15 protein-coding genes and 1 pseudogene are annotated in these 15,219 nt (G+C 59.0%); 6 read left to right on the top strand and 10 right to left on the bottom strand.

The window, feature by feature from the left end; all coding sequences use genetic code 11:
* Positions 1-434: 434 nt before the first annotated feature.
* From JOF47_RS09025 to JOF47_RS09010, 4 genes are all read left to right on the top strand, one after another.
* Complete coding sequence (locus JOF47_RS09025) at positions 435-1,199, top strand: TnsA-like heteromeric transposase endonuclease subunit (RefSeq protein WP_209997252.1); 765 nt, start codon at positions 435-437, stop codon at positions 1,197-1,199.
* Entirely contained in the window at positions 1,196-3,355 is a 2,160-nt protein-coding gene (locus tag JOF47_RS09020) for a Mu transposase C-terminal domain-containing protein (protein ID WP_245356693.1), read from the top strand. The genes JOF47_RS09025 and JOF47_RS09020 overlap by 4 nt, the downstream gene beginning before the upstream one ends.
* 3 nt (positions 3,356-3,358) lie before the next feature.
* The gene (locus JOF47_RS09015) at positions 3,359-4,468 is read left to right on the top strand and encodes a TniB family NTP-binding protein (protein WP_209997250.1); all 1,110 of its coding nucleotides are present in this window, start codon (positions 3,359-3,361) and stop codon (positions 4,466-4,468) included.
* Between the two features lie 583 nt (positions 4,469-5,051).
* Positions 5,052-6,437 (top strand): zinc-ribbon domain-containing protein, encoded by a 1,386-nt coding sequence (locus JOF47_RS09010; RefSeq protein ID WP_209997249.1) that lies wholly within the window; start codon positions 5,052-5,054, stop codon positions 6,435-6,437.
* A 276-nt stretch (positions 6,438-6,713) separates the two neighbouring features.
* On the opposite strand, the pseudogene JOF47_RS21895 reads toward JOF47_RS09010, so the two are convergent.
* Positions 6,714-6,770 (bottom strand): annotated as a pseudogene (locus tag JOF47_RS21895) (hypothetical protein); the annotation flags it as partial.
* Between the two features lie 519 nt (positions 6,771-7,289).
* On the opposite strand from JOF47_RS21895, the gene JOF47_RS09000 reads away from it, so the two are divergent.
* On the top strand, positions 7,290-7,499 hold the full coding sequence (locus tag JOF47_RS09000; protein ID WP_209997248.1) for a YgjP-like metallopeptidase domain-containing protein: 210 nt from the start codon (positions 7,290-7,292) through the stop codon (positions 7,497-7,499).
* A 366-nt stretch (positions 7,500-7,865) separates the two neighbouring features.
* Entirely contained in the window at positions 7,866-8,297 is a 432-nt protein-coding gene (locus JOF47_RS08995; RefSeq protein WP_209997247.1) for a hypothetical protein, read from the top strand.
* A gap of 433 nt (positions 8,298-8,730) precedes the next feature.
* Here the strand turns inward: JOF47_RS08995 and JOF47_RS08990 are convergent, their stop codons facing one another.
* The 9 genes from JOF47_RS08990 to JOF47_RS08950 all read right to left on the bottom strand — a co-directional run bounded on the left by JOF47_RS08990 (position 8,731) and on the right by JOF47_RS08950 (position 14,912).
* Positions 8,731-9,048: a helix-turn-helix domain-containing protein gene (locus tag JOF47_RS08990; protein ID WP_209997246.1), complete on the bottom strand. Its 318-nt coding sequence runs from the start codon at positions 9,046-9,048 to the stop codon at positions 8,731-8,733.
* Between the two features lie 340 nt (positions 9,049-9,388).
* Positions 9,389-10,015 (bottom strand): hypothetical protein, encoded by a 627-nt coding sequence (locus JOF47_RS08985; RefSeq protein ID WP_209997245.1) that lies wholly within the window; start codon positions 10,013-10,015, stop codon positions 9,389-9,391.
* A 24-nt stretch (positions 10,016-10,039) separates the two neighbouring features.
* Entirely contained in the window at positions 10,040-10,267 is a 228-nt protein-coding gene (locus JOF47_RS08980) for a hypothetical protein (protein ID WP_209997244.1), read from the bottom strand.
* 115 nt (positions 10,268-10,382) lie between these two features.
* On the bottom strand, positions 10,383-10,562 hold the full coding sequence (locus JOF47_RS08975; RefSeq protein WP_342592854.1) for a cation:proton antiporter domain-containing protein: 180 nt from the start codon (positions 10,560-10,562) through the stop codon (positions 10,383-10,385).
* A gap of 76 nt (positions 10,563-10,638) precedes the next feature.
* Positions 10,639-11,190 (bottom strand): hypothetical protein, encoded by a 552-nt coding sequence (locus JOF47_RS08970; protein WP_209997243.1) that lies wholly within the window; start codon positions 11,188-11,190, stop codon positions 10,639-10,641.
* Positions 11,191-11,383: 193 nt separating this feature from the next.
* Positions 11,384-11,713, bottom strand: a complete 330-nt coding sequence (locus JOF47_RS08965; RefSeq protein WP_209997242.1) for a PLDc N-terminal domain-containing protein — start codon at positions 11,711-11,713, stop codon at positions 11,384-11,386.
* Positions 11,714-11,944: 231 nt separating this feature from the next.
* Positions 11,945-12,418: a hypothetical protein gene (locus JOF47_RS08960; protein ID WP_209997241.1), complete on the bottom strand. Its 474-nt coding sequence runs from the start codon at positions 12,416-12,418 to the stop codon at positions 11,945-11,947.
* Between the two features lie 136 nt (positions 12,419-12,554).
* Positions 12,555-13,166: an IS110 family transposase gene (locus JOF47_RS08955; protein WP_209997240.1), complete on the bottom strand. Its 612-nt coding sequence runs from the start codon at positions 13,164-13,166 to the stop codon at positions 12,555-12,557.
* A 93-nt stretch (positions 13,167-13,259) separates the two neighbouring features.
* A complete protein-coding gene (locus JOF47_RS08950; protein ID WP_209997239.1) occupies positions 13,260-14,912 on the bottom strand; it encodes an MFS transporter in 1,653 nt (550 codons plus the stop codon).
* Positions 14,913-15,219: the final 307 nt, after the last annotated feature.

Here is a 15,219-nt window from a genome sequence, read left to right as displayed (position 1 = left end):
ATCGGATTCGGATTCGGATTCGGATTCGGATTACGAAAGCTGCAGGCTGGGAAGATACCAGCAAGGCGTAGTTAGCTTCGAATCCTAGTTTGGGCACCGTGCCCCAACCTCTGACGAAGACCGGGATACGTGGGCAAGGGCACCCAAGGCGTGTCAACCGTGCGGTCGTGACAAACGCAGACACAGGCTGACGAGGTCTAATCGCCAGGCCAAGCCAAAAACCGGGGCGGTGTTTTCACGCATGGACCATGCGTGAGCTGATTTACTACTAGTACGACCTATGGAACGGGCTCGGGCCATTGACTAGAATGCAGCTAAGTCTCAACAGTCAGTTGAGCGTGACGGCAGGTCGCAGTGGTAGTTGTTCGGTCGCCATCCAAGCGATCTGCGCTCCTAGATAGATAATCAAATGCCGTGCCTCGCGGGAGGCAGAATTGACTAGGAATAGGGCACGAGGATCACACCCGTTCAAGGGCGTGGTAATCAAGCGTGGACTTGAAGAGATTCGGTGGAGTTACCCGGATTCGAAGTTTGGCGGTGAAACCTACGTCGTCGATGGATCTGAATTCATCGGGGATATTACCAAGGCTCTACCGGCACGTAATAGTTACAAGTACCCAAATCGGGTGAACCACGAAGGTCTATACGTGTCATGCCACACGGGACAGCAGGTCTGGTATGAGTCCATGACAGAATATATCGCACTCATGCAGATCGAGCATGAGATGGAGGTCGCTTCTATCGCTTCCCAGCCGTGCTGTTTCCTATTTCGTGGCGGCTATGCCCACTACCCGGACTATGCGCTCAAGACATGTGGGGGAGCCACCACGGTAGTAGATGTCCGGGATCTGGAGTGGACTGACGAATCCGACATCGAGAAGTTCAACAGGACGGCGAGTATCTGCGACAGGCTGGGCTGGGGCTACCGGATTATTGAACCAATGTATGGGTATCGCCTACATAATCTCGTGTGGCTTGCCGGATACCGCCACGGCTATGTTGCCCCCGGCCCCGAGCTGAAGCAAGCCGTCCTGGAAGCAGCCGCGGAACCCCTTGCTCTCATGGAATTGGCATGCATTTTGTCACCTGATCCCGAGTGGCTATATCTTCCGCAGATCTATCATCTTATGTTCCACCGCTATCTCGGTTACGACGATGAGCTACCTTTTCATGATGAAACTAGGGTGTGGAAGATATGACGGCCCGCCAGAATCCTCTGCGGCTGGATTCAACGGAACCAATTACCATTCGCGGATTTCAGTACTTGATTGAAGGTCGACAGGGGAGTGACTTGGCCCTGTTCAATCTCATGACGGGAGAAACGCTTACTATGACGTACGCGGCCGTCATGCGCGAGGCAAACCTCTCGGACATACCGATGGACAACATAGTGAACATCCGCGAAGCTGATGCCGGTCTTTCCCCGTCTCAGAAAGCCAGGAAGGATTTCTTGCGCAGGCATATTGAAGAAGTTGCTTTCGGCAAGTCACGCGAGGCGGAAGCATATCGCCCAGGATATGGGCCCGAAAGCACCTTGGACGAGCGTCTAACCCGAAAAGCGGCCGAACTGGCGCCACTGGGGATACAGGGCACATCCCGATCCAATCTAAAGAAGCTGGTCATCAAGTTGAAGGGGCAAGATTCGACGGGGATGGTAGACGGGCGGTCAAATCGACGCATCGATCCATTCGGCAATATCGACAGCCGCCTTTACTCAATGCTGGCAGCATTGGTCAGCGGCATGAAAGAGGAATCCACTCCAACCCGTGAACAACTGATCGCTACCTTGCGTGTTGACTGGATCAAGAAGTACCCAGGTGAATTGGACAAGTTGCCCTCCAATAGCACGCTTCGCCGTAAGCTCGATCTGATGACTGCAGGCAGGTACACGTTTGGTACAGCGTTCAACCGCCGTTCAAATGAATCAGTCCCGAAACGGTTTCACGACGTGCGTCCGGCGTTTGCTCCCGGTGAGGAAGTCCAGGTGGATTCAACCCCGATGGACGTACTGGTCCACGGAGATAGCGGAAACTTCTTCCGCCCCACGCTGACCACCTTCATCGACAAGGCGACTCATAGCATCCTGGCCGCGATGGTGACCGACGGGGTGAAGGGAATCGACTTGGCTTATCTGCTCGCTAAGGCTTTGTCGATCCCTGAACTCCGACCGGGACCGAAACTTCCCTACAATCTGAATGAACTAAGAGTCATGCCATGGGCGCGGACGCTTGTCGACAGGGATTTGGAGCTGGTTGATGTCAGCCGGCCCATCATTTATCCCCGCAGGATCGTTACTGATCTAGGCAAAGACTATCTATCCAACGCATTTCTCGCCGCGTGCCAGAAATTCAGTATCGACATCACTCATGCCCCACCTGCCACCGGGAAAGACAAAGCAATTGTCGAGAGGTCCCACAGAACAATAAAAGACATGTTTGTACGACATCTTGTCGGTTTCACCGGTGGTAGCCCGGCTGCGCGCGGACGAAATGTTGAAAAGCAGGAACTGATCAGCATCCATACCCTTGCGTACGTTTTGGAACTATGGATTCGCCACATATGGCAGAACATGGAAACTAACGCGATCCGAAATCCCGAACGACCCAGCCGCCGATACAGCCCGAATACTCTGTATGAAGCATTGTCATACCGTGCGGGGTTCTTGTTTGCCCCAATCAGTCCGAATACCTTCATTTCGCTGTTGCCGGTGGTCGATCGAAAAATCGGGCGCATGGGCATCACCTTCAATAATCGCAGGTATGACAGCCCAAGACTCGATCGGTACCGCGGAACGGCATCTGGCCGAAAGCTAGCCGACGATGACTGGCAGGTGCATTATGATCCCAACAATCCAACAGCTGTTTGGGTCAGCGTTCCTCAGCGGGATGAGCTGCCTGATGCCGGGGAATTCATCGAATGTCCGTGGCGGAACGCAGACGCTTTTAACAGTCCCTTCTCCCGTTTCGTGCGGGAAACGAGCGAGATCATTTCGCAGCTCGGTGGCCAGATATCCACTGGTGAACGCAGCTTGCTGTCGCGGAAACTCGTGCAGGGCGCATACAAGGCTGCCGAAAAGGAGCTTCGGGCGGCTGAAAAACGAGAAGAATCTCAACGGATTTCCGAGGAGCAAGGGATGGCTCGTCCCAAACCGATTGACGTTGTGGAACCAGAGGACGTTCAGTCGCTTTGGGACAAGCCTCGTGTGAGTGAAACCTACGAACTCTTTGATCCCGAAAATAGCGCTTCGGAGATTTCCAAGACGAACCAGTCACGTCCCGAACGAATCCCAGGGAAGTCAGCATTGGATCGACCCACGCAGCCCAAATTGGAAGATGACGGCCACGACAAGGAATGAACCATGGATGACGATCTTCTTGCTGCCTACCGCAAGCCGATCGAGGAAGACCTGACCCTCATGAAATGGGAGTCACTTAATCGGATCTTGGGTACCGACCGAACGCGATTCAGGATGCTGCACCGCGACCAATATCTGGCACTGGACGAAGTTGATCGCTTCGAATTTAATGCCGAACGACTACGTTTCATGGCAGGAGGCATGACAATCAAGACGGAAATGGTCACCGATCTCATCAAGAAGTACACAGTCGCTGAGTTGATGAATTCCGGCTCGCTCGTTGGTAACCGCGGCATCATGCTTTCAGCTCCGGCCTCCTCTGGTAAATCCACAGCATGCCTAGCCCTTATCCAGCATTACCTCGCCCTTTATGAGCGGCACAATCCGGGTGCAATCAGCGGTGGGGCAGTTCCGGCCATGTACATTTCGATTCCTGCAACACGGACGATTAAGGGAACCCTGCAGCGAATGTGTAGATACCTCGCTATACCATTCAAGAAATCCGACACAGAGACCGACTTGTCAGCGATGTTGTTGGAAAATTTGGCCAGACTAGGCACCAAGCTCATCGTCCTTGACGAAGTGCAGATGCTAAAAGGAGCGGAATCTGTATATCGTCCGGCGGTCAATAATCTGAAAGATCTTACAAACTACTTCCGAGGCACAATCGTGTATTCCGGACTGAACCTGACGGAGAGCGGACTCCTATATGGGGATGCAGGGCTTCAACTCGGAAGCCGGGTTTTTACGGTAAAAGTCACCAATCTCGCGGGGCGTCTCACGGATACGTCCGTGGATGAATGGATTCACATCGTTTCGTGTTTCGCACGCGAGCTGCCCTTGTTCGCTAACGAGTCAGATTCACTTATTCAGCATGCCAGATGGTTACATTCGTTTACGGGCGGCAATATTGGAACCCTTAAAGCCGTGCTGTTCGACTCCTGCGCAAGCTTGATACTTGCTGACAAGCCAACTCAAGAAACGGTTACCATCGAACTGTTGCAAGAAGGGGTGCGTGACTACGCGGCCGTCGTAGGTGCTTCGGAAATGAAAAAGCCAGCTCCGCTAGCCGGGGCAAGAAACCGGGCAAGGGCAGTGCGCAATGCTAGTTGAACCCAGGCGAGCATTGCCGCCTGCGCTCCGGATCGACGCATGGCCGAACGAAACTGTGTTCAGCTTTGCCTCCCGTATCGAGCGGCACCTCAAATGCAGCCCGGGAACAATTCGCCAAGAGGCGAATCTAAAGATCTCACGGGTCTCCGGGAACAGGGCTTCGTTCTTGGAAACAGTCGACATGATGATGACCATATGTGAACAGCTGTGCAATCTACCGAAAGGAATCCTGACTTCCCCCACCTCCGTGACAGGAATTGCATCCCACGCATGCATTGATTGCACGAATGGGCAGGAGATTGAGTACGTGTGGGTCGGAGGCCGATACACCTGTAGTGTGCATAGCCGATGGATCGGGCCAGAACCCACGCAGAACCGTCGCCGGGGAGTCGAACCTTTTGAGGCTGGCCCATACGCGTCGCTTCCGGTGAGCAATGAGGTAGTTCACACGGATGGCCTTATACAAGAATGGCTCCAGGATGGACGTATTTCCGACAAAATCCTTGGCGAAGCAGTGCGTAGGCTGGAGTCTGTTCAGGGTGGCGACAGACTTGGTTTGCCAACCCCGGAGAATCTTTCGACCTTGGCAGTACTCCTTGATCTTGTAACCACGCGGCAGGTGCACTCCAACATCCTGGACGAAAGACGAACGTTCATGCAGAGACGCAAGTGGTTGGATCAGTGCATCAAGCGACTCCAGCCAGAATTGTCCCCAGAATTATGCGATGAAGTATGGCTTTGGCTGCGACCCACCGTGGTTTGGAATCGCATCGAGACCCTGCGTGAAAAACCCGCTGAAGCTTTTACCCCACCAATAATTGCCGTTTTTCGTCCCCAGACCCAATATTTTCCACTGGAACCGATGAACCGCTACATGCTCGCTCTTTGCACGAATAACCGAGATGATGACGAATGGTGGCGTGATCGGTTCGTCATACCTGGACAGCAGGGAATGTATCTATGCGATTTCGGCCATGCGGTGAGTGGCGCCAAGGCCAAATTCAGATTGAGGACTCAGAACGGTTTCCATTGTCCAGTGTGCTCGGGGCAACGAGTAGTTGCTGGCCTCAATTCACTTGGGGATTTGATGCCCCGGCTCTTACCCGAATGGGACTGGGATGCAAACAAGGACGTGACGCCGTACACGGTCAGCCTCGGTTCGAACAAAAAAGTCGGGTGGAGATGTGGACAAGGGCACCCGTATTCGGCATACATAGCGAATCGAACGGCTCACGATACAGGGTGCCCCTACTGCGCATCAAAGGCCGTATTGGCTGGATACAACGACATCCCTACCACTCACCCTCAACTGGCATCTTTGTGGGACGAACACGCCAACGGCAACCTGAAGATCACAGAGATTTCTGCCGGCAACAGCGCCAAAAAGATAAGGCTACGCTGTCCGAAAGGACACCGGTTCACCCGTACGCCGGCAAAATTGGTCGCTACCGAGGGACGATGCCCTGTATGTTTTGGACGAGTTCTAGTGCCCGGCCTGAATGATGTGGCGACCTTGCGACCGGACGCCGCCGAGTGGTGGCATCCCACTAAGAATGGAAAGCTGACACCGAAACAAGTGAAACCCAAGTCTGAACGCAATGTGTGGTGGCTGTGTCCCGAGAGACATGAATTTCAAAGGACAGTTGTCTACCAATGCAGCCGGAAAAAGCTCACATGCCCGGCCGAAACAGGCCATCTTTTCGTCAAGGGAGTCAGCGATCTGGCATCCAAGGAACTGGATCTTGTCGTGGATTGGGATTGGCGACGTAACGGATTTGGACCTGACGAAATAGTGCCGGGCGTGCGCGCGTATTGGTGGAAATGTAAGAACGGGCATGTTCAGCAGATGAGCGTGGTGAATCGTCGACGAGCAGGCGGCTGCACTCTCTGCGATCCGAAGGATCGAGTTGCATCTGGAACGCGTAAGAACAGTCGAGGTCGACAAGGCTGGGATAAGCGTGCGCGTTGAATCCCCGGATTGCTTGTGCGACCAAAATGGCTTTCGAAATCCTTTGTATTGAATAGCGCTTTCATTCCCAACCTGGTGCTGGGAACGTTCGTGTTTCAGCTCCTGGAAGTGGGACACCTTGGACCTGCAATGCAAAGCCTCAGAAGTCGACTGCCGTAAGAAGTCGTCTGCACCAAACAGCAGGAAATATTGCGCTGATTCCCTCGTAGCGCCCGTTGCCGGGAGCCCCCGGTAGAGCCTCGGCACGGAGACGCCGAGGCTCCTGGCAACTTCCCACCGCGATGTGCCCTGGTTGAGCAGTTTCCGGGCAGAACGGATTTGGGCTTCCGTCATGATGCTTTTGCGGCCGCCGACTCTGCCATGTTCGCGCGGCCTGCAATCCGGCTTGGGTGCGTTCAACCGTGAGAGTTCCCGTTCGTTCCATCGGGGTGGGTTATGCGGGAAGGCGAGGCAGTTGTGCGCCCATCACTGAAGCCGCCCCGCACGCTTCAAGAATTTCCTCGTCCTGTGGCGAGCCAGCGCTTTACATGCTGCACGACGAGCTGGAAGAGCGATTCGACTTAGCGATCGCCAAGAAACCGGGGGGATAATGCAGGGGAAGGAGGCGACAATGATGGCAAAGATCAGAACGGTCCAGCAAGCGTTATCGGAGCGCAATAGGGCCTTGGAACTCCCCAGCCGTGAACGCAATATCCAAGTGACGCTCAGATCTGACGGTGGGCGCATCATTTATGTCTCTGACCCCCGCCGGGCACGGGTTCTAGAGCGTGCAGACAAATTCTTGGCGCGCCAACGTACCTACAAGAGGTAGCCACGGACACCCACGGGCAAGAATGAAAATCGACCCTAGAAGTGGCCGCGCTAAACGTGGAGCTCGCCAAGAAACCCCCGGGCTGCCTGGAGCACATCGTGGTGCACGGGATGATCCGCCTGTTGGAGTCCAACCATAGCGAGCGCTTCACTGCGCTGATGGACGGATACTTGCCGGATTGGCGGGCGCGGCGAAATGACCTCAATGCGGCTCCTCTCCGGGACGAGGATTGGACTGGACATGCGGGCTAGTCGGGAAAGGAATGGGGGGCGGTGAGTTTTGGAGCGGAGGTCCCGGCACCAAGGTCCTGCCTGCTCACGTCCGCATCAGCAACTGCACCCGCACGGTGTGTGCTCCAATGTCCCGCTGCCGTTGCAGGTTCATGGGTGCGCACCGACCGAAGCAGCTCGGAGAGGTCTGCGATGAAAGCCTTTTGGCCCTCGTGCCGGGCAGCAACGGTCTTCGGTGAGGACCAAATGGTCTCTCCTCGATTCCGCTCCCCGGCGGCGTCCCGTCTACGGACCTCGGAGGTGATGGCCCGGCTCGGGCTGGTCCCAATGGTTCCGGGCCTTGCGGATGGCTGGCCGCGCACCGACGATCTGTACCGGCTGTAAGGCATGCAGACGCGTCAGGTCGTATGTAGCCTTGTGCGGCTTGCCGCCGGCGGATTCTGGTGCGAGTTTGGGTTCATGTCTTTGCCACCGCGCCCTATCCAGCTGGCCACCCATGACGGTGTCCCGTGCTGGCTCCTCACGCCCGTCCCGCTCACCGACGGGCACCTGGGGCGCGAGGTTGTTGGTGCGCTCTTGGAAGGCACGCTGGTTGGCTTCGAACGCACCGACGTCCACCGCGGCACCCTTACCCTGAGCGGCACCGGCCGGATCGAGCTTCTCGACTCCAAGCATATGTTGGTGGCCTGCGATCCTCCCGCGCCGGTTGAAACGATCCCCGCCGCGCGTCTTGCCCGTGAGATTCCGGGGTGCTTCATAGCCTGGAATGACGCACGGACAAGGACAGCGTGGGGCGGCGTTCTGGAGAAGGCGCCCTAGCGGGGCGAGGTATTCATGCTGGTAGCGCTTGCTGGATCTTCTAGTCCGGTGGCTGTGCCACTGGCGACACCGATCATGGTGCATCGTGGGGTGTCTGGGGGAGCGGCGGGCACAACGACCCCCGAATCCGCTCTCATTACCTAGCGGCCGACTGCCGTACAGAACTCCGGTCAAGTCCCGAGACGCGCTGTGCTTTCAGTGCGGTGCTCCACCGTGACTCCGGCTCAAGCCTTTCCCAGGGTGGGCGGAAACCTAAGTGTGCACCGGACCCGGAAGGCTGCGACCACTCTTCGTCCTGGTCCTGTCTGTGCGCAGCGGCTGGTTCAGGGGCCCGGCCATTGGCATCAAGTCCCTCAGAGTGAAAGCGACCTGTGAAGCCCGCACTCCAGCTGAGGAACATGACGGAGGCTCCCGTGAGACGGCCGGGTGTGCTCTAGCGCCGTTTGGCTCGTCGGCGCCACAGCATGTGAACCCTGGCCCGGCCCAAATCGGTCTCGAGGGGATTGGAAGCCTCGAGCAAACGCTCCGTGAGCCCTAGAATATTGGCCAGCGCCAAGAAGCTTCCCAGATGAACTCCCGTCTCTCCGCGTTCGATCCTGCGCAAGGTGGGTATGGAGATATTGGCCTGTTCCGCGGCGAGCTCCTGGCTGAGTCCAAGGACGACGCGCCATTGCCTAAAGAGCTCTCCCAGTTGCACGGCGGTCTGTCCGATGTCGATATGTTCGGCAGGGTCGCCGCGCTGGGTTCTCATTCCTGTAATAGTACTTGGGCATTGCTTTACCTCGTGCAACACAACGAGTGAGTGGTGTTAGCATGCGACTGTGCATGCATCGGCGAGACTGTCCCAGCCCTCGCCAGCTCACTGGCTTCCCTGTGCCGAGGAATCATGCCGCCCCGTCGCTGAACGTCAGAACACACATGGAGTCCAGAACCACTTCCGCGAAAATGGTGCCGGAAGGTGACGGCTGCTGTGCATAGCCGGGGGCGAAACCGGCATATGTGCAGTTATCGGTGATTGACCTGAGCTCTCCCTGAAATCCTGCCGCTCGCAAAATGACGGCATGAATACCGGGACGATTCAGTACGCAGCGTTACAGGTTGGTGTGGTCGAGCCCCGCGATGTTCGCTTGGGTTCGGTAGAACTCGTCCAAGGTGCCGCCATTAAGTCGCTCCTTGTCTCCTTTTAGCGCTTGGATACCAGCACTGATAGCGTGCTCCAGCGCTTTCTTCACGTTGGCGATGACGGGGACTGCCTCGGCGTCGTCCCCGTAGGTGTCGAGAAGATCTACGTAAAGCCACGCGAGGATTTTTGAGGCGTTGCACATCTCGATATGATGACGCTCGATGTCCGATGGATCCTCGATGGCCTCAGCGTGCCGTGCCTCCCATCCCCGAGCCAGCCCCAATTCCTCGTAGGCGGCCTTGTCCAGCGCCGGGTTGTTGGGGTCGTACTCGAACGAACTCAAGCACTTGTCGCACATAATCGGCTTCTCCGGGTACGGGGCCCGGGTCACCGGGAACTCTTGCACCCCGGCAGTCTCCCGTCTGATGATGCGGAGGTAGCGGTCGGACTCGGTGATCGCCTCGTTGATGTCGACCCCTGACGTGTCCAACCATTTGTCGAACACAGGGATCTCCAGGAGGAGTTCAACAGCGCAAGCCCCGCAGACGGTCATGTCCTGGTATTTGTAGGCGGTGCTGATGGTGTGTCCTTTCATTAGTGGGCAACGTTGCCCAGTGGATTAGTAAGTACCGAACCCGATGATCTCGGAGTCGCCAACGGTGCGCATTTTCGCCAACTCGATGTGCTCCCAGCGCCGGTGGATCCCCAGCAGGATTCCGACTACGCCAATTCCAACTTCACCGATAGACAAGAATTGCGGGTTCTCACCCTTGCTGGAAACCGTGGACACGTCAGCGTCGCAAGCGATGAATTCCAGGATGATGCCTTCGGAGCCGAGAAAGTACAACGAACGGGATTTTCAATCATCCTAACCGAGGGTGATCTCTGAATCGTCCGCTTGGAATAGGGGCCTGAGGAAGACTGGTACGTCCTTAGCGTGAATTCCCGTACCAGTACCAGTATCAGACCCCACGTAGGGGGCGCCCGCGGATGAGCGCGAAATCGATCTCGTTGCCGGCCACGAAGAACAGAAGAGCCAGCCCAAACTCCGACAGCAGGATGCGCCCATTCGACCTCGCCCATCCCAGCAGGCTGGGTCCCACCGTGATTCCCAGAAGGATCTCGATCACCACGATCGGGATGGGTGCAATTCTGCCGGGTCAGGCGGGAGAGCACAGGGCCGCGACCGAACCGATCACCAGGAGCGAGGCAAGGTCCTCAATCATGTTGGTCTCCCCATGTTGGGCCGGGAACAGTCCCGGGCGGCAGCACGGCCGTCACGGCCGCTCCTCCGGCGGGGTCTTGGCCCCGGGGTTTTGGCGTGCAGCCCCGGGGTTCTGAATTGCCGCTGACCGTGAAATCTTCACAAGTCAGGAAGGCCGCGTGGTTCACGCCGAGCAGATAGGCGGAAACGGCGATAAAGAGCACCGAGGCAATGACAAGGACACGCCGCGCCAACGACAGGCCCACACCGAGTTCGGGCCAAATGATGCGTGCCAATACCCACATCGTTGCCGGAATCCCCACGACGGCAATGGCGCTGCCCAAGACCTCCCTCATCACGTCGAGTGGGCTTCCGTCGGCCTTGCCGGCAAAGGCAAGCACCAACCACAGGCTGGGCAGAAGCAAGGCGATCGCCCGGCGCATGCGATATCGCTCACCGTCGCGACGGAATATGACGATCAGCAATGCAGCCGTCGCGGCGACCCAAACCGTCAGGATTTGCTCGAAGAACAGCTTTCCCCACGCCCCAGCGTGAACGAGGGCCACCAGATGGCAATGCACATGCCAACGATCACGACGCCCAGGGCCCGGGCAGGCGCGCCAGCGGTCGGTCTATCTGCACTTGAAGACATCACGCCACGGCACCCTGTTCTCCGTTGTGGGCCATCCAATGGGCGGGACGGCAGGAATCGCGCGACCGTGGCTCCTCGGTTCCGAGGGGTCACGGTCGTAGTTTCTCCTAGCCGCTCAGGGCCCTTTCCTTGATAAGGGTGTACTCCTCGGCGGTGATGGTGCCGGCGTCGAGCAAGCCGCGGGCCTTGCCGATCTCGTCGCTGAGGCTCACGCCGGCCACCGATCGGATGTATGCCGATTGGGCATCTTGGCGGGCGATGGCCTGCCGCGGGTTCCGTGCCGCCATGCCATCCCCGCGCGCGATGAGGTACACGAGGATGGAAATGATCGGGACGAACACCAAGCAAATAAGCCAAACGGCTTTGAGCCAGCCGTTGAGCGCCCTGTCCCTGAATAGATCCGCGATGACCGAGATGAGCATGGTCAGGAATGCCATGAAGGCGTAGATCCAGAACAGGAATCAAAGAAAGTCCCAGAAGTCCACTGCTACTCCTTTTTGAATGACCCGACGCCGAGGGAGCGTCTAGTTCCTTGTGGATCGCCCGTTGGCTGTTTGCCGGTAGGGCTCACCGATAGAGGAGTGCACACTCTGATCTGCGTTCTCGTTGAGAGTGCTGTGGCAGCCCTGTCGGGAGGCGTCGAATCCCCCTGAGAAGGCCTCCGACCTCTAGCATGTGAGTTCGTCCTCGAGGCTGCCCAACGACGTTTCGACTGCGTCGGCCTCGTCCCGCAGGGAATCGACGGCGTCCGAGACCGTCGCGTCTGTGGACACATCGTCCACCGCCGCCCGCAAACTGTCAACTTGGGTCTCTAGTTCTTTGGCCCGGTCTTGGGCGACGTCTTGCACCTGCGCGGCAAGGGCATCGTAGGAGGCTGTCACCTTGTCCCGCGCCATGCCGAGCTGCTCGATCGTTGTGTCCGGGGTCAAGGAGTCGCGGAACTCGTCGAGTGACTCGGCCAAGGCGTCAGCCGACGCGCAGACCGGCGAGGTCGTTTCCGTGGGGACCGGTGAAACCATTTCCGTGGGGGCCGGTGAGACCGATTCTGTTGGGGCCTGTGGGGTGCATCCGGCCAAGGCCAGCAGGAACGCTGCCGCGCCGAGGACCAGGGCACCTGCCGTGGTTGATGGTCTGTGTTGCACTGGGTGCTCCTTCGAAGAACCTATTCAAGGGAAGCCGCGGCGCGGCTTCCCGGCTACTTGTGTCTTGAAGTATTCGCCGGCACCCCATGGGGCGCGTCACCCGGAGCGGATGAAATTCCCCCTGGGATCGCCCCCCTTACCTTTTTAGTGATCCAAAGGTCACCAGCAGCTGGGACGCCACCACGATTCCCACGCCCTTGACGTCCAGCAACGCCGGGGCGTGGGTGGAAACGATCAGTGACAGTTCGGCATCGGTCTCGACGATTTCCTCGCTCAGGAACCGGTAACGCGAACCCAGCCGCTTGAGCGTCAGGAGGGTCGCAACGACCGGATCAGACGGGTCACCGGAGGGCCGACTGACGGCCATGACCTTGACCCGCGATTCACTGGTCATACCCCGGTATTTTGCTCTGACCTCATCCGCAGCAGAGGTAAGGACTCCACTGATTTGGTTCAGCAGGGCAGTGCGGGCCTTCAATGCGCTGGTGCGGGCGGTGCGCAGCACCCGCAAGGCCTCGACGTATCCGTCACGTGTTTTGGGCGTGGAAGTGCCCCGGTCCGCCGGCACGGATTCAGCGGCCTGGTAGGCGTCAAGCGGATCCGACTTTCCGCGCAGGCGGCGATCGGCCCGATTGGGTCGGTTCACCTCCCTGATGGTGAAACCGTGGTCGGCCAGAACGCGGGCGAGCTCGGCCCCGTAGGAGCCCGTTCCCTCGACGCCAACGGCGGTGACGACGCTCAGGGACATGCTAGATTCGCGGCCACCCAAAGTAAAAGGCATTCATCTGGGCGGTGAGGTCATGGTCGGTGGTGGATACACGTGCGGGGCAGGCGGCGAACGCTAATGGGGCTCGTCGGGTTCGGCGGGCTGCGCAGCGGGGGCAGACTGGTCCGGGGTGCCGACGGCCTCGCGGGGGAGCCGTCCGGTAACGAACAGCGCGGCGATCGCCAGCAGCGCGGTGAGGGCCAGCGCGGCCCGCAGCGCCTCCAGGCGCGAATCGGCGTTGACGGTCATGATGGCATCGGCCGTTTCCTCATCGACGCCCGCGTCGTCCAGTGCGGATTGCAGCTGCGTGTTGGAAATGAAGGGGACGCTGCCGGTCAGCTGGACTGTGGCCTGCTCCTGCACGGAGGCCGGGACAGCGGGATTGTCCTGGATGCCGGAGAGGACCGAAGCGCTCAAGGTGGCGAAGAGCAACGACCCGATCAGGGCAGTGCCCAGGGAGGCGCCGAGGTTGGTCGCCGTGTTCTGCAGCCCGCCGACCTCAGCGCTTTGCGAGTCCGGCACCGCGGAGACCGTGATGGCACCGAGCTGGGAGGACAGCGACCCCAGCCCTAGGCCCATCAGCAGCATCGGGACGGACACAATGGCTGCGTTTGCGCCGGGATCCAACCCTGCCACGAGGATGAGGATGCCGATGATCATCAGGGCCAGCCCCACCCGGATGACGCGGCGGGGGTTGGCCCGCGGCCAGATCTTGGGGATTCCGGCAGCGGCCGCAATCAGCGCCACGGACAACGGGAAGATCCGGATCCCGGTCTCCAGTGCGCTCAGCTCCAGCACCACCGACAGGAACAGCGGAATGGTGAAGAATACGCCCGCCTGCACCAGGAATTGGGCGAAAAAGACGCTGAGCCCGCCGGTGAGGCGCTGGTTCCGGAACAGTGCGGGATCGATCAGTGGCTCGCCGCCCGTTGCGGCCAGGTGCGACATCCGCCGCATGAACCCGTAGAGGACCAGCAATCCGACGATCAGCAGCCACACCACGGGAGATAGTCCCATGACCGTCGGCGCGCCGGGCTTGGCCTGCACCCAGCCCCACTCGGCCGAACGCAGCACGCCGTACACGACCATGCTGAGCCCCAGGACCGACAGCGCGGACCCCACCAGATCGAGCTTGACCTTGGCCGGTGGAACGTCCTCGACCTTGCGCAGGGCCAGCAGGATGGCCAGAACGATGACGACTTCCCCGGCGAAGACATAACGCCAGGAGGCGAAAGTGGTGACGGCGCCGCCGATCAGCGGTCCGGCCGCCACCGCCATCGCACCGGCAGCAGCCACCAGCCCATAGGCCGCTGCCCGGCGCTCGGGCGGGAAATTGGCCGCCACCAGCGAGACGATCGCGGGCATGATCAGTGCCGCGCCGATCCCCTCCAACAGTGACCAGCCAAAGAGCAGCACCGCGAGGTTCGGGGCCACCGCCGTCGTCAGCGAACCGATGCCGTAGATGATCAAGCCGACTCCGAAGGCCCGGCGGCGGCCCATGATGGTGCCCACCTTGCCGCCGGTGATCATCAGCGACGCCATGACGAGCGTATACAGGGTGATGGCCGTTTGGATGCCGGCGATCGTCGTTCCCAGGTCCGCGGCCACAGTGGCCATCGAGACGTTCATGACCGAACTGTCCAGCGTCATCAGGAACTGGCTCGATGCCAGCACCGCCAGCACCAGGCCGGAGCCGGTCCGTGCCGTTGCCGGGGCGTCGGTGCTCATGGTCTCGGACCGGGTCGTGCGTCAACCGTCGTTACGCGCATGGATGACACGCTAAGTGCACCCGAAATACCTGTCAAGATCCAGGGTGACCCGGCCTCGATTTTCGACCTCCACGGCGCGCAGCGGCGCTGGAACGCTGACAGGGAAGGATTCTACGTACGGGCTCCACGGGCTGCTGTCCGAGCCGCCTCGGCAAGCCTCCGGTGAGAAGGCCTTCGCCCGTATGGCGCCGGAAGGCACAACCCAACGGTCCGGCTGAAAGTCACCGTCTATAGCCACCCTGTGACCGGATCATTCCCCGGCGCAT

Source organism: Paeniglutamicibacter kerguelensis (genome assembly GCF_017876535.1).
Taxonomy (GTDB): Bacteria; Actinomycetota; Actinomycetes; order Actinomycetales; family Micrococcaceae; genus Paeniglutamicibacter; species Paeniglutamicibacter kerguelensis.
Note: the sequence above shows the minus strand (reverse complement) of the source record. Positions and strands in the feature narration are given on the sequence as shown.

What these genes read in the sequence shown, in the direction of transcription:
- JOF47_RS09020 (WP_245356693.1), top strand. Translation starts at nt 1,196, where the DNA reads ATGACGGCCCGCCAGAATCCTCTGCGGCTGGATTCAACGGAACCAATT.
- JOF47_RS09015 (WP_209997250.1), top strand. Translation starts at nt 3,359, where the DNA reads ATGGATGACGATCTTCTTGCTGCCTACCGCAAGCCGATCGAGGAAGAC.
- JOF47_RS08995 (WP_209997247.1), top strand. Translation starts at nt 7,866, where the DNA reads ATGCAGACGCGTCAGGTCGTATGTAGCCTTGTGCGGCTTGCCGCCGGC.
- JOF47_RS08990 (WP_209997246.1), bottom strand. Translation starts at nt 9,048, where the DNA reads ATGAGAACCCAGCGCGGCGACCCTGCCGAACATATCGACATCGGACAG.
- JOF47_RS08985 (WP_209997245.1), bottom strand. Translation starts at nt 10,015, where the DNA reads ATGAAAGGACACACCATCAGCACCGCCTACAAATACCAGGACATGACC.
- JOF47_RS08965 (WP_209997242.1), bottom strand. Translation starts at nt 11,713, where the DNA reads ATGGCATTCCTGACCATGCTCATCTCGGTCATCGCGGATCTATTCAGG.
- JOF47_RS08955 (WP_209997240.1), bottom strand. Translation starts at nt 13,166, where the DNA reads ATGTCCCTGAGCGTCGTCACCGCCGTTGGCGTCGAGGGAACGGGCTCC.
- JOF47_RS08950 (WP_209997239.1), bottom strand. Translation starts at nt 14,912, where the DNA reads ATGAGCACCGACGCCCCGGCAACGGCACGGACCGGCTCCGGCCTGGTG.